Below are 16,800 nucleotides of genomic sequence, written 5' to 3'. Positions count from 1 at the left end.
AATTGCAAATTGCTCAATAGCTGCCTAATATACAAAACTATCGTGAATATAGTCAACAGGCAATATTTCTCTTTGAAACGAAAAAAAACCGCCGCAGCGGTTTTTTTCGTGTGCCGTCCAGCCCTTATTTGGCGGGCTGCCAGCTGTCTTTCAGGGTGACGATGCGGTTGAAGACGGGCTTGCCCGGCTGGCTGTCGACCCGGTCGGCCGCAAAATAGCCGTGGCGTTCGAACTGGAAGCGCTGTTCCGGCTGGGCCAGTTCCGCGCCCGGTTCCAGCCACGCCTGCACGACTTCCTTGGCCAGCGGATTCAAGGCCAGCTTGAAGTCCTTGCCGCCCGCGTCCGGCTGCGGGTCGGTAAACAGGCGGTCGTACAGGCGCACTTCGGCGGGAATGGCCGTCGGCGCGCTGACCCAGTGCATATTGCCCTTGACCTTGTAATTGGCGCTGCCTTCCGTGCCCGACTTGCTGTCCGGGAAGTAGGTGCAATGCACGGCGATGACCTTGCCGTCCGCATCCTTGTCGTAGCCCGTGCACTCGATCACGTAGCCGTAGCGCAAACGCACCTTGCTGCCCGGCTTGTCGTCGATCGGCGGATACAGGCGGAAATAGCCCTTGTTCGGCACTTCCATGAAGTCGTCTTCCTCGATCCACAGCTCGCGCGAGATGGGGAAGGTACGCAAGCCCCGTTCCGGGAAGTGCGGGTGCACGGGCGCCGTGCATTCCACGCTGTCGTTTTCAGGGAAATTGTCGATGATCAGTTTCAACGGACGCAGCACGGCCACCGAACGGGGCGCCTTCGGATCCAGGTCTTCGCGCAGGCAGCCTTCGAGCACGCTGTAGTCGATCCAGCCGTCGGATTTCGTCACGCCCGTGCGTTCGCACATCAATTGAATCGCTTCCGGCGTGTAGCCGCGGCGGCGCATGCCCACCAGGGTCGGCATGCGGGGGTCGTCCCAGCCGTCGACGATTTTTTCTTCCACCAGCTGGCGCAGCTTGCGCTTGCTGGTGACGATGTAGGTCAGGTTCAGGCGCGAGAATTCGAACTGGTGCGGCACGGGTTGCTGGAAGAAGCCGCCGGCCGACAGGGTTTCCAGCAGCCAGTCATAGAATGGGCGGTGGTCCTGGAATTCCAGGGTGCAGATCGAATGCGTGATGTTTTCCAGCGCGTCCGAGATCGGGTGCGTGTAGTCGTACATCGGATAGATGCACCAGGCGTCACCCGTGCGGTGATGGTGCGCATGGCGGATGCGGTAGATGGCCGGGTCGCGCAAGTTCATGTTCGGCGAACTCATGGCATCTTCGCTCATCTTCGCGCGCAGGATGTGCTCGCCATCCTTGAACTGGCCCGCCTTCATGGCGCGGAACAGGGCCAGCGATTCGTCGCGCGGACGGTCGCGGAACGGCGAATTCTTGCCGGCCTGGCCGAAATTGCCCCGGTTGGCGGCCATGTCTTCGGCGCTCTGGCTGTCGACATAGGCGAAGCCGGCCGTGATCAGGTATTCGGCCATCGCGTACAACTGGTCGAAATAGTCGCTCGCGTAGTGCAGGTGGCTCTGGCCATCGGCCTGCTTCGGTTCCCAGTCAAAGCCCAGCCATTTCACGCTGTCCATGATGGTGTCGACGTATTCCTGCTCTTCCTTCGCCGGATTGGTGTCGTCGAAACGCAGGTTGCACTGGCCGGCGTAATCGCGCGCCAGGCCGAAGTTGACGCAGATCGACTTGGCGTGGCCCACGTGCAGGTAGCCGTTCGGCTCCGGCGGGAAACGCGTGATCACCTGGGGCAGGCCGGGACGCACATGGGCGCCGGCAGCCAGGTCGGCTTCGATGATGTTACGCAAGAAATTGGGCGCCAGCGCCGGCGCGGCGTTATTCGGTTTATCGTTGCTCATTGATCAATGCGGAAGAGTGACAGTAAAAAGCATTTTACCGTACCGCAAGCGCTTTATAAGCACGTATTTGCCCCCATTTCCCGGCATGCAAGCGACGCGGACGCCGTTCTATAGGATAATTCGCCTTTAATTAGTAGAAAAACGTGACCCCGGAGCCTTTTATGGAAAATTTATATAACGTCCTCGGTGTCGCGCCCAATGCCAGCGACGATGAAATCAAGAAGGTTTACCGCTCGCTGGCCATGCGCTTCCACCCCGACCGCAACCAGGCCCCCGGCGCCGAGGCGCGCTTCAAGAGCGTCACCAAGGCGTATGAAATCCTGGCCGACCCGGCCAAGCGCGCCGAATACGACCAGAGCGTGAACCACCGCATCATCATCGATCCGGAAGCGGAAGCCTATGCCCTGTGGTGCGGCGTGTTCCGCCTCCACGGTACAGTATTACCTGCCGATTAAATCGATGCGGCCCGCATCAGCCGGCCAGAATTACTTGAAAAACAACAACAACGGCGCCGTTAATCCAGCGCCGCGCATCACATTGGAAAGCACAGCATGAGAAGAGTACACCCTGAATTCGCGTATCAGTCGCGCGAGCTGGAAGGCCAGATCGAAGGCATCCTCGGCGACCCGCCGAACCGCAAGAACTACAAGAGCATGGTCGACGCGCTGGTGGGCGAATACGCGAGCGGCGGCGGCATCGAAGACGTGAACATGCTGGCCTTCGCGCTGGTCGACCACGTCACCTTCAGCGACCCGAAAGGCTTGCTGGCCGAAAGCGAAGATTACGAATTCGGCGATACGGCCCGCGTGTTTTCCATGGCCGCGTGCGCTGCGCCGGAAGCGGCCAAGATGTACGCCGCCATCGAGGAAAGCTTCCCCGACCTGGCGCGTCAGGCCATCATCACGGCCTTCCTGCACAAGAATCCCCGCCTGTGGGACGACGACGACCAGTCGCTGGACCAGCTGGCCGCCAATGACGACGGCGACGACGAGCACGATGAAGACGAAGCGACCGACGATTTCGCCCAGATGTTTGACCAGGATGGAGATGACCATGGCAGATAATGACAAGCAAAATGCGGATCAAAAGAGCAATCTTCCCGCGCTGACGAAACAGGTCACGGAATTGGTGCTGTCCGGTTCGCTGGGCCACGCCGAGCAGGCGTTTGCCGACGCGGCCGACCAGTACGGCGATCTTGCCGTGGTGGAAGTGTTGAATGCCATCCCGCCGCAAGTGACGGCCCTGCACCTGGCCGGTTTTGACGGCGGCAAGATGTCGCTGGCGACCTTGCTGGTGCCGCCGAAAGCCTGGGCCGACAGCCTGGCCTTCATCGCCGCCACCTGGAGCGACGACCAGATCGAGGATGATCCGGAACGCATCGCCGAAGCCCTGTTCGCGCACATCCACGGCGTGGTGTTTTCCACCGACGACGCCGAGCGCCGCCGCGAGCTGCTGCTCGAAGCGTCCGCCACCGACTGGGGCGCCACGGCGTTTGCCATCCTGTTCTCGATGGCGCCGAAGGAAATCCTCGAAGTGGCGGGCGAAATCGTCATCAAGGGACCGTACGTGACGGGCGTGACCTCGTCCGACAACGACGTCGTGCCGCTGGCCATCGAGCTGGCGCAAGCGAATGAAGACGGCTGGGACCGCTCGCTGTTCGAACTGTTCCCCGACTTCCGCCACAGCGCCGACCTGGCCGACGCGGAATACTCGGACGACCCGGACGAAGAGCCGACCATGTTGCAGCGCAGTACCAAGGAATTGCTGTACCGCCTGCGCAAGCAAGTGCCGAGCACGCGCAGCGCGCCGCGTTCCAGCACGCGCCGCAGCCTGGGCACGGGCATTTTCTCGTAATGAAAGCAGGGAACGTCTAATGCTGCCAGCAATTGTTGTAGAGAATCTTCCGCGCCTGGTGCGCGCCATCAAACTGTTGCCGGGCGACCCGCGCGAAGACGCGGCCCTGAACCTGGCCGATGAATTGACGGGCATCACGGCCATGGTGGCCGAGAAGTTCACGAATGAACGCACGGCCGACGGCATCCAGAAAGCGCTGTATTTGACGGTGGGCGGAGTGTCCTTGGGCCTGGAACAGGCCGTCACGCATGAAGGCGACCAGGCCGCGCTCGATTTCCTCGTCGAGCACGGCGCCGAGCACGCGTTCCAGGTGGGCTTTCGCCTGATCAAGGAATTGTCGCAGCTGCCGGAAGACGCCCTCGTCGGCGAATACGACCAGGACCCCGTCTACCTGCAGCGGCGCCTGCGCGAGCTGTTCATCGATATTTGCCAGGCCGACCCGAACCAGAACTGGGCCGGCTATGAAAAGTATGCGTTGCAGTTGCAACAGCGCAAGGAAGTGCAAGCCGTCGTGCGCCTGGCCGGCTGGCTGCGCCGCCACCACGACAATGGCCCCGTCAGCGACAGCGATTTGAATGCCGAGGGCGTCATCGCCCTGGCCATCATCTTCGCCATCGAAGGCGGCGGGCGCGTCATCGCGCGCACGGGGCAGAAGGAGTTTGAACGCTTCGTGCGTTCCGTGCGCAAGAACAAGCCCGACTTCGAGGAAGGCTGGGCCGCCCTGGTGGCCAAGGTGCCCGTGCAGCACCATCCCGTGTTGCTTGACCGCATCGCTTCGTACCGCCGCAGCTGCACCGTCGTGCATAAAATCCTCACGCGGGCCAGCATGAAGAGCCTGTTCGAGGACCTGGAAAACTATGCAGGTTCGGAGCTGGACGCCGACTACTCGTAATGCAGTACGTGGGCCGGCGCCTGCTGGCCTACGCTCCCCCTTCCAGCGCCGCTTCCTCGGCCAGTTTCACGAATGCCGCCACCAGCGGCGACGTTTCTTCTTCCCTTTGCGCCAGTAACAGACTGGTCGTCGCCTGCGGGTCGTCGATCGGGCGGTAGCACACGCCATCCATGCGGATGCGGTCGAACGAGGCGGGCAGCACGGAAATGCCGCAGCCGGCCGCCACCAGGCCGATGATGGTCGACGCCTCGCCCGCTTCCTGCGCCACCTGGGGCACGAAGCCGGCCGCCTTGCACAGGCGAAAGATCTGCGGATAAATCCCCGTGCCCGCATCCTTGGGATACATGACAAAACCTTCGCCCGCCATGTCGGCAATGGCAATCGCCTCCTTGGCCGCCAGCGCGTGGGCGACGGGCAGCACGAGGAACAGCGGGTCCTGGCGCAGTTGCGTCAGCTTGATATCGGAGGGATACGTCGTTTCCGGCGGGCGCACGAAGCCCAGGTCCATGGTCCGCCCCGAGATCGCTTCCAGTTGATGCAATGTCGCCATCTCGTGCAGGGTCAATGTGACGTGCGGAAAGAGCTGACGGTAGCGGTTGATGACGGTGGCGAAATACGGCGTGAACGGCGTGGAAAAGGTAAAACCGATGCGCAATTCGCCCGCTTCGCCCCGCTGGGCCCGGCGCGCCGTCACGGCCGCCTGCTCCGACAGGGCCAGGATGCGCCGCGCATCGCCGAGGAACAGCGTGCCCGCCTGCGTCAGCCGCACGGAGCGCTTGTTGCGCTCGAACAACTGCGCGCCCAATTCCGCTTCCAGCGCCTGGATTTGCTGGCTCAGCGGCGGCTGGCCGATGTGCAGGCGCTCGGCCGCGCGCGTGAAGTGCAACTCCTCGGCGACGGCGACAAAGTAACGCAGGTGGCGCAGTTCCATATTCGTCCAGTAATCGTTTTAAAGTATGAGTTGGGCCTTAAATATATATTGGACGATATGAGTTGGCAATCCTAAGATGAAGACTCGCTTCTTTCACGAACACGGCCATGTCTGATTCATCGCTCGCTTATGCCTCCGCCGCCACTCCGGCGCTTTCGCCTGCCGCTCCCGCTTCCCGCACGGCCATCGCCAAGGGTTCCATCGAATTCAAGCGCAGCAACCGCGCGCTGTTCTTCGGCGGCTTTTCCACCTTCAGCTTGCTGTACTGCATTCAGCCCCTGTTCCCGCTGCTGTCGCACCAGTTTCATCTGACGCCGGCGCAAAGCAGCTGGTCCCTGTCCGTGTCGAGCGGCTTGCTGGCCATCTCGCTGGTGCTGCTGAGCGCCGTGTCGGACCGGGTGGGACGCAAGCCGCTGATGGTGGCGTCGATGTTTTCCGCCGCAATATTGACCATTTTGTCTGCGTTCGCGCAGGATTATGCGCAGCTGCTGGCGATCCGCGCCGCGCTGGGCGTGGCTCTGGGCGGCATGCCGGCCGTGGCCATGGCTTACCTGGGCGAGGAAATCGAAGGGCCGTCGCTGGGCTTGTCGATGGGGCTGTATATCGCCGGCAGCGCGTTTGGCGGCATGTCGGGACGGCTGGTGGCGTCCATGCTCAGCGATTTCCTGTCGTGGCGCTGGGCCCTGGGCGTGCTGGGTGTGGCCGGCGTGTTGGCGGCGGCGGAATTCTGGCGCAGCCTGCCCGCGTCGAAGAACTTCGTGCCCAGCACCAAGGGCTGGAATGCCTTGCCGCATGCTATCAAGCAGCATTTTTCGGATAAGGGCTTGCCGTGGCTGTTCTGCCTGGCCTTCGTGCTGATGGGCTGTTTCGTCAGCCTGTATAACTACATCGGCTACCGTCTGCTGGCCGCGCCCTTCGGCTTGCGCCAGAGCACGGTCGGCTTGCTGGCCTTTTTGTACCTGATCGGCATCTTCAGTTCCGTCTGGGCGGGCCGCCTGGTGGACCGCCTGGGGCGCCGGGGCGTGCTGTGGATCATGCTGTCGGTGATGCTGTCCGGCATTGTATTGACCCTGTTCGACTCGCTGCCGCTGATCGTCATCGGCATGGCGCTGGCCACCTTCGGCTTCTTCGCTTCGCACTCGGTCGCCAGCAGCTGGGTCAGCCGCCGCGCCCGCGCGCCGCAGGCGCTGGCCTCGGCCTTTTATCTGTTGTTCTATTACCTGGGTTCCAGCCTGATCGGGTCCGCCTCGGGCATGATGTGGGGCTTCGACGGCTGGACGGGCGTGGTCGTCATGCTGGGCGTGTGCCTGGGCGGCGGCGTGCTGATCGCCTTGCGCCTGCGCCATTTGCAGCCGTTGGGCGTGCGCGAAGCCGTCGGCTGAGCGGTTACTTGGGGCAGTTGCCGATCATCGTTTCCCCCTGCTTGCCCGCGCGCGTGGTCACGCACAAGGTGCCCAGCGCGCTGGTGATTTTATAGGTGCGGCTGCCCTTGGCCTCATTCGCGCCGATCTCCTCGATCCTTGACGCTTCATACCATTTCGGCGGCACGGCCGCGTAGGCCTCGGCAAATCCCTGCTGCATGCGCTTGAAGCCCGTGTCGTCGAATTTCTCCCCACCCCGTTGCGGGAATTCCTTGCGCAAATCCTTATCGATCTTGCCCACGTCGCGCTTGGCTTGCGCCAGGATGTCGGCCGCGCTGGGCGGCGCGGCGACCGTGATCGCTTCCGGCATTGCCGGCGCCGGCGCCTGTTTGGTGGCGGGAACGGGCAAGGGGCGGCTGACGGGCGCCGGCACGGGCAGGCGCGGCGGGCGTGCGGCGGCCGGTTTTACGTCGGGCAACGGTACGGGGACCGGCTTGGGCGGCGCCGGCAGCGTGTGGCGCAGCCAGGCGATGGCCGGGCCTTGCGGCAAGTGTTCATCCATGACGGCGCGGGGCCGCGACTGCAAGACGATATACGCAAAGCCAAGGTGCAGCAGGACGATCAGCAGCAGGCTGGGAGCGCGGCGGGGCAGGGTAGTTGGCGAGGTCATGGAGGGCATGGTGGTTCAGGTACGCCAATGTATCTGAAGGATTTGATAATTATCTAAAATGTCACCAGTGCTTACAAAAAAGTGCCAGGTGGAAATTTCGATGCCATGGCGGCTGGCGGGGAACCCTGCGCCAGTCTGGTGATCCAACCCGGACACCACGCGAACAGGAGATCATCATGATGCAAGTAAAGGAAGTGGCACGGCGCTTTGGCGCCATTGAACATGCGATCGGCCAGGCGGCCCAGCTGTGCGGCAAGCAGCAGGGCATGCCGATGGACTTGAAGGATTGCATCAACCAGCTGGACCAGCAAAAGAATGCCGTGCGGCAAGCCATCGACACGCAGGACGATGCGCGCATCCGGCAAGCCGTCGACCAGATGGAATCGCTGGGCGACCGCGCCAAGCGGGCATGCGGCACGGCGGCCAGCGTGACGCCGGAAATGAAGAGCGCCGTGCTCAAGGTGCATGATGAATTATCGGACTTGAAGCACCAGCTGCATTAACGGTTTTACATCTGGCGGAACAAATGGGCATATAAAGGGCTGACGCGCAGTTGCGCCGGATGCTGGCGCAGGGTCAGCGACAGCTTGCCGGCCTCGTCGCGCACGGCCGTGGCGATGGCGCTGGCGTTGACGATGGTGCCCCGGTGGATTTGCCAGAATTGTTGCGGGTCCAGCTGGGGCAGCAACTCTTTCAGGCTCGTGCGTATCAGCGCTTCGCTGTCCTGGCACACGACGTTGATGTATTTGTCCAGCGCTTCGAAATACACGACGTCGGCCAGGGCGATCATGCGCACGCTGTTGCCGACGGCGGCCCGTATCATTTGCAGGCGCGGCGCGGGCGGCAGCATGGCTTGCAACTGGCTCAGCAGGCGGGCCATGTTGCCGTCGCTGGCGGACTCGGCTGCCGTGGCGGCTGGCGCAGTCGCTGGCGTTGGGCGTGCCGTAGCCGTAGCTGTAGCTGTAGCGTTGTTGTTGCCGCTTCCGCTGCCGCTGTCGCGCAAGCGTTGCTGCAGGCGTTCCACCGTCTTGCCCAGGCGCGCATCGTTGACGGGTTTTAAGACGTAATCGGCGGCCGCGTGTTCGAAGGCGGCCAGCGCGTATTCGTCGTAGGCGGTGACAAACACGATGTGGGGGAAAGGCACGCCGTCCGGCCACTGTTCCGCCAGTTCTTCGGCCGCTTCCAGGCCCGTCTTGCCCGGCATCTTGATGTCGAGAAAGAGTATGTCGGGTTGCAGCGCCAGGCCTTGCCGCAAGGCTTCCACGCCGTTGGGGCAAGTGGCAACGATGTCGAGCTCCGGCCATAGGCGTTGCAAGGCGTGCGCGAGGGCGGCGGCGAGGATGGGTTCGTCTTCGGCGATCAGGGCGCGCGGCGCGCGTGGGGTATGTGGACTCATGCGAGGTGGCTCGTGATGGTGGGTGTGATGGTGGGTGGAAGGGGAAGTGTCAGTCGGGCGGTCGCGCCTGCCGGATGGTTGGCGGTCAGCGACAGGCTGGCGGCATCGCCATGCATGCCGTGCAGGCGTTCGCGGATATTCGCCATGCCCAGGTGCGTACCCTTGGTCTGGCCCGGATGGTCGAGGCCCAGGCCATCGTCGCTGACGGTGAGCAGCAGTACGCCAGCGTCCGTGGATGCCTGCACGTGGATGTGTCCGCCTTCGATCTTCGGTTCCAGGCCGTGCTGGATGGCGTTTTCCACCAGCGGTTGCAGCAGCATGGGAGGCACCTTGATCTGGCGCAAAGTGTCGGGCAAGTCCAGCGTAAAGCGCAGGCGCGCGCCCATGCGTATCGACATCAGGCCCAGGTAGGCTTGCATCAGGGAAAATTCCTGCTCCAGGGTGGTGGCCCCGGCGCGCGAGGAGGAGAGGGTGGCGCGCAGATACTGGATCAGCTGGTCGAGCAGCAACTGGGCACGCTCCGGGTCAAAGCTGATCAGGCCCTGCAGGTTGGCCAGGGTGTTGAACAGCATGTGCGGCTCGATCTGCGCCTGCAGCAGCTGCAGCTGGGCTTGCATAGCCTGGCGCGCCACGGATTCGGCGCGGGCTTTTTCCTGGGCGGCTTCCATTTGCAGGCGGGCAATTTTTTCGCGGCTGGAGAAAAACAGCACGGCGCCGCCCGTGGCCAGCAGGGTGAATACGAGCGTGCTGATCATCTGGGTAGGCAGCAGGCTTTCGAAGCCGCCCACGTCCACGCCTGTCAGCCAGCTGAACAGGGTCAGGCCCAGCATTTGCGCCACGGGCACGGAAATGAGGATGATGAGCATGAAGGGCAGGAATTTCGGCCGCTGGCCTTCGCCCCACAGGGTCAGGCGCATGCCGTCGATCAGCAAGAAGGCGATCGTGCCGATGCACATCGAGGCGATCAGGTTTTGCCCGAAATGGCTGCCCGGATTGAGGATGAAGGTAATGACCAGTGCGCAAATCACGTTCAGCGCCAGCGCATAGCGCGCGTCGGGCAGCATGCGGTAGTACGGAGACCTGGCCTTGGCTGCTGGCGCAGCGGCGGATGTTGCGTCGGTTTTCATGGTGGTGTCTGCTGGTAGCGATGGGGCATTGTGTGCCAGCGCAAGCCTGGGCGCAACCGGGCTGCGACGAAACGGGGCTGGCGCGCCGCCATTCGCCGCGGAGGATCGCCAAACGGGGCCGCTTTACTTTTCAAGGCAGGCACGCAATAGTATGGCAAGACAGTCTGTATCCATGGAATTGCTATAAAGGAAGCATCATGTGGCCTTATCCACGCACCCTGGCGCACCGCGGCGGCGGCACCCTGGCGCCTGAAAATACCCTGGCCGCCCTGCGCTGCGGCCTGGCCTACGGCTACCGCGCCGTGGAATTCGACGTCATGCTGGCGTCCGACGGCGTGCCCGTCGTCGTGCACGACCCCGAACTGGGCCGCACCGTGGCCGGCAGCGGCCTTGTCAACGATTACACGGCCGCGCAGCTGGGGGCGATGGAGGCGGGCGTCTGGTTCGGCACCGCTTTCGCGGGCGAAGGCGTGCCCACCTTCGCTGCCGTGGTGGATTACTGCAAGGCGCAGCGCATCTGGATGAATATCGAAATCAAGCCGGCGCCCGGCTTCGACATGCCGACAGGCAAGACCGTGGCGCTGGCCACGCGCGATCATTTTGCGCAGGAAATTGCTGCAGGGCAATTATTGCCGCTGCTATCGTCGTTCAGCATTGCGGCGCTGGAGGCGGCGCGCCAGGCGGCCCCGGAACTGGCGCGCGGCTGGCTGGTCGAACAGATACCGGATGGCTGGGCGCGGACGGCCCGCGAACTGGGCGTGGTGGCGCTGCATTGCGACCACCAGCAGCTGACGCGCGCGCAGGCGCTGGAAGTCAAGGAAGAGGGATTGGGATTGTTTTGCTACACCGTCAACACCCCCGAGCGGGCCAGCGAGCTGCTGGCCTGGGGGGTGGACGGGTTTTGTACGGACCGGATCGATCTGATCAAGGCAAGCTGACAACATCCAGCTCAACAGCGACTGACAGAAGCGTAGCGAGCGGAAGTGAGATATGGCCGAGAAGCGCAGCTGTGCTACAGCACAGTGAGCATCGCAGGCCGTATATCACGACGCGCAGTAGCTTATGTCAGGTGCGACTAGAACGTCACGCGCACGCCTGCTGCAATATTGCGCCCCGTCAAAGGCGCCGCATTCTTGATGAACGAGGTGTGGCTGTACGCCAGTTCATTCGTCAAGTTATTCGCCTTGATGTAGAACTGGGCCGGCGTCGTGCCGATGCGCGTGTCGTAGTTGGCGGACAGGTTCAGCATGTTGTAGCCCGGCGTGGCCGTTTCGAACGCTGCCACTTTATCCTGCTTGCCCACGCGGTAGAACTCGGCCACGCCGCTCCATGCCTGCCAGTTGGCGTCGACCTTCACGCCGACGCGCTGGGCCGGGATGCGCGGCAAGTTGCCGCCACCATCGGCCAGCTTGGCCCGTACGTAATCGCCGAACACGCTGGCGCCGAACATGGGGTTCAATTGCTGGCGGATCTGGCCTTCCACGCCCGTGAAGGTCGCGTCGCGCTGGGCGTACTGGATCAGCTGGAAGCCTTCGTGGCTGTCCAGGGTGGAGCCGAAGATGTAATTATCCACCTTGTTGCGGTAGGCGCTGGCCGAGAAGGTCGTGGCGCCCGCGTATTTGCGCAAGGTCAAGTCGATATTGTTCGACGTTTCCTTGCCCAGGTTTTGATTGCCCAGCTCATACGTGGCCGTCGCCATGTGCACGCCGTGCGCATACAGTTCCTCGGCGCTGGGCAAACGGTGCGTGCGGGAAATGGTCGAACCGAGCGAATACTGCGGTGCGAATTTCCACACGGCGCCCAGCGAGATGGACGTGCCCTTGGCGCTGCGGTCTTGCAGGGTGGCGCTGTCGACCGTGATGTCTTGCCATTCGTGGCGCAAGCCCGCTTCGAAGCGCCATTGGTCGAGCTTGTATTCCTCGACCAGGAAGGCCGCGTGTTTCTTCGTTACCGTCGGCGCCACGTACGCTTCTTCGCCCAGGGCGGAGAAATCGCGTTTCGACGTTTGCAGGCCCACCACGCCGCGCCAGCCGAAGACGGGATGGTGTTCCATTTCCAGGCGTGCATCGTGGCCCTTGTTCTTGAAGGTGGTGGCGATTTCCGTGCCTTCGATTTCATCGTGCTTGTAATCGGTAAACGAAGCGCGCAGGCGCAGCTTGGCGAAGCCGGGCACGGGGTCGCGCAATTCGCCGCGCACGTCCCAGCGCTCGCTTTTGAGTTTCACGTAGGGAACGGCGCCATCTTCGTGGTCATGGTCGTGTTCTTCCTCATCGCCATGGCCGTGGCCTTCGTGGCCGCCGCAATGCAGATGCGTGCCGTGCGGGTGGCAGCTTTCGAATTCGTGGTTGTGGCCAGGCAAGCCGTATTCCGCATGCTGGCTCGTGAAGGCCAGGCCCAGGAAGCCGCGCTGTCCCACCCACGACACGCCCACGCTGCCCGTGTCCGTCTTGTTGTAGCTGCCGGCCACTTTCGAGCCGCCTTCCCAGCCGCTGCCGACCTTGTATTCCTTCGCGTCGCGCTTGACGCCTTCCGCGTGGAAGGCGATGTTGCCGGAGCCGCCAGTGACTTCAAAGGCGCCCGCCTTTTCGCGCGCGGCCGAGTTGGCGCGCACTTCCGCGCTGCCTTCAAAGCCTTTTGCCGGCACGCGCGTGGGGATTTTCTTGTCGATCACATTGACCACGCCACCGACGGCGCCGCCGCCATACGCGAGCGCGGACGGGCCGCGCAAGACTTCAATCTGTTCCGACAGCATCGGTTCGGCCGCGACAGCATGGTCCGGGCTGATGGTCGATGCATCCTGCACTTCGGCGCCATCGGAGAGCACCTTGACGCGCGGGCCATCCATGCCGCGGATGATGGGACGGCTGGCGCCGGCGCCGAAATGGCTGGAGGTGATGCCCGGCTGGCCGGCCAGGGTTTCACCCAGGGTCGCTTCGCGGGCGCGCACCAGTTCCTCGCCTTCGAGCACGGTGACGGGCGTGCTCATGTCGTCGCTGCCCAGGGCCAGGGCGCTGGCCGAGACGGTCACGGCGGGCAAGGTTGTCGCTTGCTGCGCCACGGCGCTGGCAGGAGCGGCAAAGGCCAGCATGATGGCCAGCGCGAGGGGAGTGGGTTGGTGAGGACGGACGGACATGGGCAAGAATTCCTTTATCGGCGATCGGTTTGACGGGTCGGGGCAGGCCATTGCCGGATGGGGTGGCTGCCAGAAGATGATAATGATAACCCATTATCATTACTGTGTGACAGTTTTTCCGGGCAGGGGAGTCAGGCGGATGGTGTATTCTGTCGGCTATGGAACGCACAACACGTCAAAAAACCGCTATTCAAGCCGCCATCGAGTCGGCCCAGCGCCCCTTGTCGGCGCAGGAAATCCTCGAACAGGCCAGCTTGCAGGTGACGCAGCTGGGCATTGCCACCGTTTACCGCAACTTGAAATCGCTGGTGCTGGAAGAAAAGGTGCACGTGGTGACCTTGCCGGGTGAAAACCCGCGCTATGAGTCGAACACGGCCGCCAATCACCACCACCACCATTTCCAGTGCACCACGTGCCAGCGCGTGTTCGACGTGCATGATTGCCCGGGCGACTTGAAGCGCATGGCGCCGCAAGGCTTTGTCGTCGAGCGCCACGAACTGACCCTGTACGGCCGCTGCGCCGACTGCAATGCGGCCGCCGGCGCCACAGGCTCCGCGGCCAAGGCCGCACCTGCACCGCACGCCTGCGCCAGCCACCACGACCCGGCCTGAGCGGGCAGGTTGTCGATGTTGGCACGGGCGCAACAATGCCCTGGCCCGCCGTCATTGCCGCACCCCATATCACGTATAATCTTCCCTTTAAAGCTGCCGCCACTCTTTGCCAAAAAAACATGAAATCAACTGAAATCCGCGACAAGTTCCTCAAATTTTTCGAGTCCAAGGGCCATTCCATCGTCCGTTCCAGCTCCCTGGTGCCAGGCAACGATCCGACCTTGCTGTTGACGAACAGCGGCATGGTGCAATTCAAGGATGTGTTTACGGGCACGGACAGCCGTCCGTACACGCGTGCCACTTCCGTGCAGCGCTGCGTGCGCGCCGGCGGCAAGCACAACGACCTGGAAAACGTCGGCTACACGGCGCGCCACCATACCTTCTTTGAAATGCTGGGCAACTTCAGCTTCGGCGACTATTTCAAGCGCGACGCGATTCAATACGCGTGGGAACTGCTGACCAAGGTATATGGCTTGCCGGCCGATAAGCTGACCGTCACCGTGTACATCGAAGATGACGAAGCGTACGATATCTGGGCAAAAGAAATTGGCGTGCCAACCGAGCGCATCATCCGCATCGGCGACAACAAGGGCTCGCGCTACGCGTCGGACAATTTCTGGCAGATGGCGGACACGGGCCCATGCGGTCCATGCACGGAAATCTTCTACGACCACGGCGCCGACATTCCTGGCGGCCCGCCGGGCTCGCCTGACGAAGACGGCGACCGCTTCATTGAAATCTGGAACCTGGTGTTCATGCAGTTTAACCGCGACGAAGCGGGCGTCATGCACAAGTTGCCGAAGCCATGCGTGGACACGGGCATGGGCATGGAGCGCCTGGCCGCCGTGCTGCAGCACGTGCATTCGAACTATGAAATCGACCTGTTCCAGCACCTGATCAAGGCTGCCGCGCGCGAAACGGGCGCCACGGACCTGGAAAACAAGTCGCTGCGCGTGATCGCCGACCACATCCGCGCCGCCGCCTTCATGATCGTCGACGGCATCATCCCGGGCAGCGAAGGCCGCGCGTATGTGTTGCGCCGCATCATCCGCCGCGCCTTGCGCCATGGCCACAAGCTGGGCCAGACGAAACCGTTCTTCTACAAACTGGTGGCGGACCTGGCCATCGAGATGGGCGGCGCCTATCCGGAGCTGGAAGAAGCGAAAGACAACGTCGCTAACATGCTGAAGGCCGAGGAAGAGCGTTTCGGCGAAACCCTGGAAACGGGCATGAAAGTGCTGGAAGCGCAGCTGGCCAAGGATGCCACGGGCATCGACGGCGCCACCGCCTTCACCCTGTACGAAACCTACGGCTTCCCGCCGGACCTGACGGCCGACATTTGCCGCGAACGCGACATCACGTTCGACCAGGCCGGCTACGACGCGGCCCTGAAGGAAAGCCAGGAACTGTCGCGCAAGGGCGGCAAGACGCACAAGGACAGCAAGGTCGAGTACACGGGCGAGAAAAACACCTTCGTCGGCTACGATCAATTGACGTTCAGCAGCAAAGTCGTCGCGCTGTATGCAGCCGGCACGCAGGTAGCTGAACTGAAAGCCGGTGAAGCGGGCATCGTCGTGCTCGACACCACGCCGTTCTACGCGGAATCGGGCGGCCAGGTGGGCGACCAGGGCGTGATTTCCTCGGGCACCGGCAGCTTTGCCGTCAGCGACACCCTGAAAATCCAGGCCGACGTCTTCGGCCACCACGGCGTGCTGGAATCGGGCGTGCTGAAGGTGGGCGACGCCGTCTCGGCGCAAGTCGATACGGCCAAGCGCGCGCGCACCATCCGCAACCACTCGGCCACGCACTTGATGCACAAGGCCTTGCGCGAAGTGCTGGGCAGCCACGTGGCGCAAAAGGGTTCGCTGGTCGACCCGGACAAGACCCGTTTCGACTTCAGCCACAATGCACCGATGACGGCAGAGCAAATCGCCGCCGTGGAAACCATTGTCAACAAGGAAATTCTGGAAAACCGTGCCACGCAAGCGCACCTGATGTCGTTTGACGATGCCGTCAAGCATGGCGCGATGGCCCTGTTCGGCGAGAAATACGGCGACGAAGTGCGCGTGCTCGACATCGGCAGCTCGAAAGAGCTGTGCGGCGGTGTCCACGTGCAGCGCACGGGCGACATCGGCTTGTTCAAGATCATCGCCGAAAGCGGCGTGGCCGCCGGCATCCGCCGCGTGGAAGCCGTGACGGGCGAGGGCGCGCTGGCGCTGGTGCAAACCATCAACCGCCGCCTGGTCGAGGCAGCCAACGCCCTGAAGGCGCAGCCGGAAGAGCTGACTGCCCGCATCGGCCAGGTGCAGGACCACGTGAAGGCGCTGGAGAAGGAGTTGGCTGCCTTGAAATCGAAACTGGCGTCGGGCCAGGGCGATGAACTGGTCACGCAAGCCGTCGATGTCAACGGCATCAAGGTGCTCGCAGCCGTGCTGGACGGCGCCGACGTGGCCCGCTTGCGCGAAACCATGGACAAGCTGAAGGACAAGCTGAAAACGGCCGCCATCGTGCTGGCCAGCGTGGCCGACGGCAAGGTCAGCCTGATCGCCGGCGTCACGGCCGACGCGACTGGCAAGGTCAAAGCGGGCGAGCTGGTGAACTTCGTTGCACAGCAAGTGGGCGGAAAAGGCGGCGGACGCCCCGATATGGCGCAAGCGGGCGGCACCGATCCGAGCGGCCTGGCGAACGCCCTGGCCGGCGTGCCGGCCTGGGTCGGCGAACGCGCGAAATAAGGCGTAAGCTAGGCTCCATGCGGGGTTTTCGCCCCACAGCCCCTTGAAAACGGCCCGCAGACGGTGTTTGCGGGCCGTTTTGCCGTGTGGAATCTCGTTGTGACACCACAACAGCCGATGAACTATTTTGGTGCAGCGCGTCAATGCCCCTGATTTAGAGTAGTATGTCGAAAATCAGTACAACAAAAATGGCGGGATATTG

General features: G+C 62.9%; 15 protein-coding genes. 9 read left to right on the top strand and 6 right to left on the bottom strand.

What is annotated here, in order from left to right:
• Positions 1 to 124: 124 nt before the first annotated feature.
• Positions 125 to 1,891 (bottom strand): glutamine--tRNA ligase/YqeY domain fusion protein, encoded by a 1,767-nt coding sequence (locus O3298_RS25430; protein ID WP_305054377.1) that lies wholly within the window; start codon positions 1,889 to 1,891, stop codon positions 125 to 127.
• 161 nt (positions 1,892 to 2,052) lie between these two features.
• Here O3298_RS25430 and O3298_RS25425 point away from each other — a divergent pair, with 161 nt between their 5' ends.
• The 4 genes from O3298_RS25425 (at position 2,053) to O3298_RS25410 (ending at position 4,637) form a co-directional block, all read left to right on the top strand.
• Positions 2,053 to 2,346 carry a DnaJ domain-containing protein gene (locus tag O3298_RS25425; protein ID WP_010395442.1) on the top strand — a complete coding sequence of 98 codons (294 nt, stop codon included), beginning with the start codon at positions 2,053 to 2,055 and terminating at the stop codon, positions 2,344 to 2,346.
• A gap of 96 nt (positions 2,347 to 2,442) precedes the next feature.
• The gene (locus O3298_RS25420) at positions 2,443 to 2,955 is read left to right on the top strand and encodes a hypothetical protein (protein WP_305060840.1); all 513 of its coding nucleotides are present in this window, start codon (positions 2,443 to 2,445) and stop codon (positions 2,953 to 2,955) included.
• Positions 2,945 to 3,745: a hypothetical protein gene (locus O3298_RS25415; RefSeq protein ID WP_034781755.1), complete on the top strand. Its 801-nt coding sequence runs from the start codon at positions 2,945 to 2,947 to the stop codon at positions 3,743 to 3,745. Before O3298_RS25420 ends, O3298_RS25415 begins: the two co-directional genes overlap by 11 nt.
• 19 nt (positions 3,746 to 3,764) lie before the next feature.
• Positions 3,765 to 4,637: a hypothetical protein gene (locus O3298_RS25410; RefSeq protein WP_077400518.1), complete on the top strand. Its 873-nt coding sequence runs from the start codon at positions 3,765 to 3,767 to the stop codon at positions 4,635 to 4,637.
• Positions 4,638 to 4,665: 28 nt separating this feature from the next.
• On the opposite strand, the gene O3298_RS25405 is transcribed toward O3298_RS25410, so the two are convergent.
• Positions 4,666 to 5,568, bottom strand: a complete 903-nt coding sequence (locus O3298_RS25405; RefSeq protein WP_305060839.1) for a LysR family transcriptional regulator — start codon at positions 5,566 to 5,568, stop codon at positions 4,666 to 4,668.
• Between the two features lie 107 nt (positions 5,569 to 5,675).
• Between O3298_RS25405 and O3298_RS25400 the strand changes: the two genes are divergently transcribed.
• On the top strand, positions 5,676 to 6,950 hold the full coding sequence (locus tag O3298_RS25400) for an MFS transporter (protein WP_305060838.1): 1,275 nt from the start codon (positions 5,676 to 5,678) through the stop codon (positions 6,948 to 6,950).
• 4 nt (positions 6,951 to 6,954) lie between these two features.
• On the opposite strand, the gene O3298_RS25395 is transcribed toward O3298_RS25400, so the two are convergent.
• Complete coding sequence (locus tag O3298_RS25395) at positions 6,955 to 7,608, bottom strand: hypothetical protein (RefSeq protein ID WP_305060837.1); 654 nt, start codon at positions 7,606 to 7,608, stop codon at positions 6,955 to 6,957.
• A 167-nt stretch (positions 7,609 to 7,775) separates the two neighbouring features.
• On the opposite strand from O3298_RS25395, the gene O3298_RS25390 reads away from it, so the two are divergent.
• Positions 7,776 to 8,102 (top strand): hypothetical protein, encoded by a 327-nt coding sequence (locus tag O3298_RS25390; RefSeq protein ID WP_070257487.1) that lies wholly within the window; start codon positions 7,776 to 7,778, stop codon positions 8,100 to 8,102.
• A 5-nt stretch (positions 8,103 to 8,107) separates the two neighbouring features.
• On the opposite strand, the gene O3298_RS25385 is transcribed toward O3298_RS25390, so the two are convergent.
• Together O3298_RS25385 and O3298_RS25380 are read right to left on the bottom strand one after the other, a co-directional pair.
• Complete coding sequence (locus O3298_RS25385; protein WP_305056863.1) at positions 8,108 to 8,995, bottom strand: LytTR family DNA-binding domain-containing protein; 888 nt, start codon at positions 8,993 to 8,995, stop codon at positions 8,108 to 8,110.
• A complete protein-coding gene (locus O3298_RS25380) occupies positions 8,992 to 10,122 on the bottom strand; it encodes a sensor histidine kinase (protein ID WP_305060836.1) in 1,131 nt (376 codons plus the stop codon). The genes O3298_RS25385 and O3298_RS25380 overlap by 4 nt, the downstream gene beginning before the upstream one ends.
• 197 nt (positions 10,123 to 10,319) lie before the next feature.
• Here O3298_RS25380 and ugpQ point away from each other — a divergent pair, with 197 nt between their 5' ends.
• Positions 10,320 to 11,060 carry a glycerophosphodiester phosphodiesterase gene (gene ugpQ, locus O3298_RS25375; protein WP_305060835.1) on the top strand — a complete coding sequence of 247 codons (741 nt, stop codon included), beginning with the start codon at positions 10,320 to 10,322 and terminating at the stop codon, positions 11,058 to 11,060.
• Between the two features lie 137 nt (positions 11,061 to 11,197).
• Here ugpQ and O3298_RS25370 read toward each other — a convergent pair whose 3' ends face one another.
• The gene (locus O3298_RS25370; RefSeq protein ID WP_305060834.1) at positions 11,198 to 13,255 is read right to left on the bottom strand and encodes a TonB-dependent receptor domain-containing protein; all 2,058 of its coding nucleotides are present in this window, start codon (positions 13,253 to 13,255) and stop codon (positions 11,198 to 11,200) included.
• Positions 13,256 to 13,413: 158 nt separating this feature from the next.
• Between O3298_RS25370 and O3298_RS25365 the strand changes: the two genes are divergently transcribed.
• Both O3298_RS25365 and alaS read left to right on the top strand, forming a co-directional pair.
• On the top strand, positions 13,414 to 13,866 hold the full coding sequence (locus tag O3298_RS25365; protein ID WP_305060833.1) for a Fur family transcriptional regulator: 453 nt from the start codon (positions 13,414 to 13,416) through the stop codon (positions 13,864 to 13,866).
• Positions 13,867 to 13,985: 119 nt separating this feature from the next.
• Positions 13,986 to 16,598 (top strand): alanine--tRNA ligase, encoded by a 2,613-nt coding sequence (alaS, locus tag O3298_RS25360; RefSeq protein WP_305060832.1) that lies wholly within the window; start codon positions 13,986 to 13,988, stop codon positions 16,596 to 16,598.
• The last annotated feature ends 202 nt before the right edge of the window (positions 16,599 to 16,800 follow it).

Source organism: Janthinobacterium sp. SUN137, from assembly GCF_030587265.1.
GTDB classification, from domain to species: Bacteria; Pseudomonadota; Gammaproteobacteria; order Burkholderiales; family Burkholderiaceae_D; genus Janthinobacterium; species Janthinobacterium kumbetense.
The sequence above is the reverse complement of the archived record's forward strand: the minus strand, read 5'-3'. Positions and strand labels throughout refer to the sequence as shown.

Excerpts from the sequence above, each read along its gene's own strand:
- O3298_RS25395 (WP_305060837.1), bottom strand. The coding sequence starts at position 7,608 with ATGCCCTCCATGACCTCGCCAACTACCCTGCCCCGCCGCGCTCCCAGC.
- ugpQ (WP_305060835.1), top strand. The coding sequence starts at position 10,320 with ATGTGGCCTTATCCACGCACCCTGGCGCACCGCGGCGGCGGCACCCTG.
- O3298_RS25425 (WP_010395442.1), top strand. The coding sequence starts at position 2,053 with ATGGAAAATTTATATAACGTCCTCGGTGTCGCGCCCAATGCCAGCGAC.
- O3298_RS25410 (WP_077400518.1), top strand. The coding sequence starts at position 3,765 with ATGCTGCCAGCAATTGTTGTAGAGAATCTTCCGCGCCTGGTGCGCGCC.
- O3298_RS25365 (WP_305060833.1), top strand. The coding sequence starts at position 13,414 with ATGGAACGCACAACACGTCAAAAAACCGCTATTCAAGCCGCCATCGAG.
- O3298_RS25430 (WP_305054377.1), bottom strand. The coding sequence starts at position 1,891 with ATGAGCAACGATAAACCGAATAACGCCGCGCCGGCGCTGGCGCCCAAT.
- O3298_RS25385 (WP_305056863.1), bottom strand. The coding sequence starts at position 8,995 with ATGAGTCCACATACCCCACGCGCGCCGCGCGCCCTGATCGCCGAAGAC.
- alaS (WP_305060832.1), top strand. The coding sequence starts at position 13,986 with ATGAAATCAACTGAAATCCGCGACAAGTTCCTCAAATTTTTCGAGTCC.
- O3298_RS25400 (WP_305060838.1), top strand. The coding sequence starts at position 5,676 with ATGTCTGATTCATCGCTCGCTTATGCCTCCGCCGCCACTCCGGCGCTT.
- O3298_RS25405 (WP_305060839.1), bottom strand. The coding sequence starts at position 5,568 with ATGGAACTGCGCCACCTGCGTTACTTTGTCGCCGTCGCCGAGGAGTTG.
- O3298_RS25420 (WP_305060840.1), top strand. The coding sequence starts at position 2,443 with ATGAGAAGAGTACACCCTGAATTCGCGTATCAGTCGCGCGAGCTGGAA.
- O3298_RS25415 (WP_034781755.1), top strand. The coding sequence starts at position 2,945 with ATGGCAGATAATGACAAGCAAAATGCGGATCAAAAGAGCAATCTTCCC.
- O3298_RS25370 (WP_305060834.1), bottom strand. The coding sequence starts at position 13,255 with ATGTCCGTCCGTCCTCACCAACCCACTCCCCTCGCGCTGGCCATCATG.
- O3298_RS25390 (WP_070257487.1), top strand. The coding sequence starts at position 7,776 with ATGATGCAAGTAAAGGAAGTGGCACGGCGCTTTGGCGCCATTGAACAT.
- O3298_RS25380 (WP_305060836.1), bottom strand. The coding sequence starts at position 10,122 with ATGAAAACCGACGCAACATCCGCCGCTGCGCCAGCAGCCAAGGCCAGG.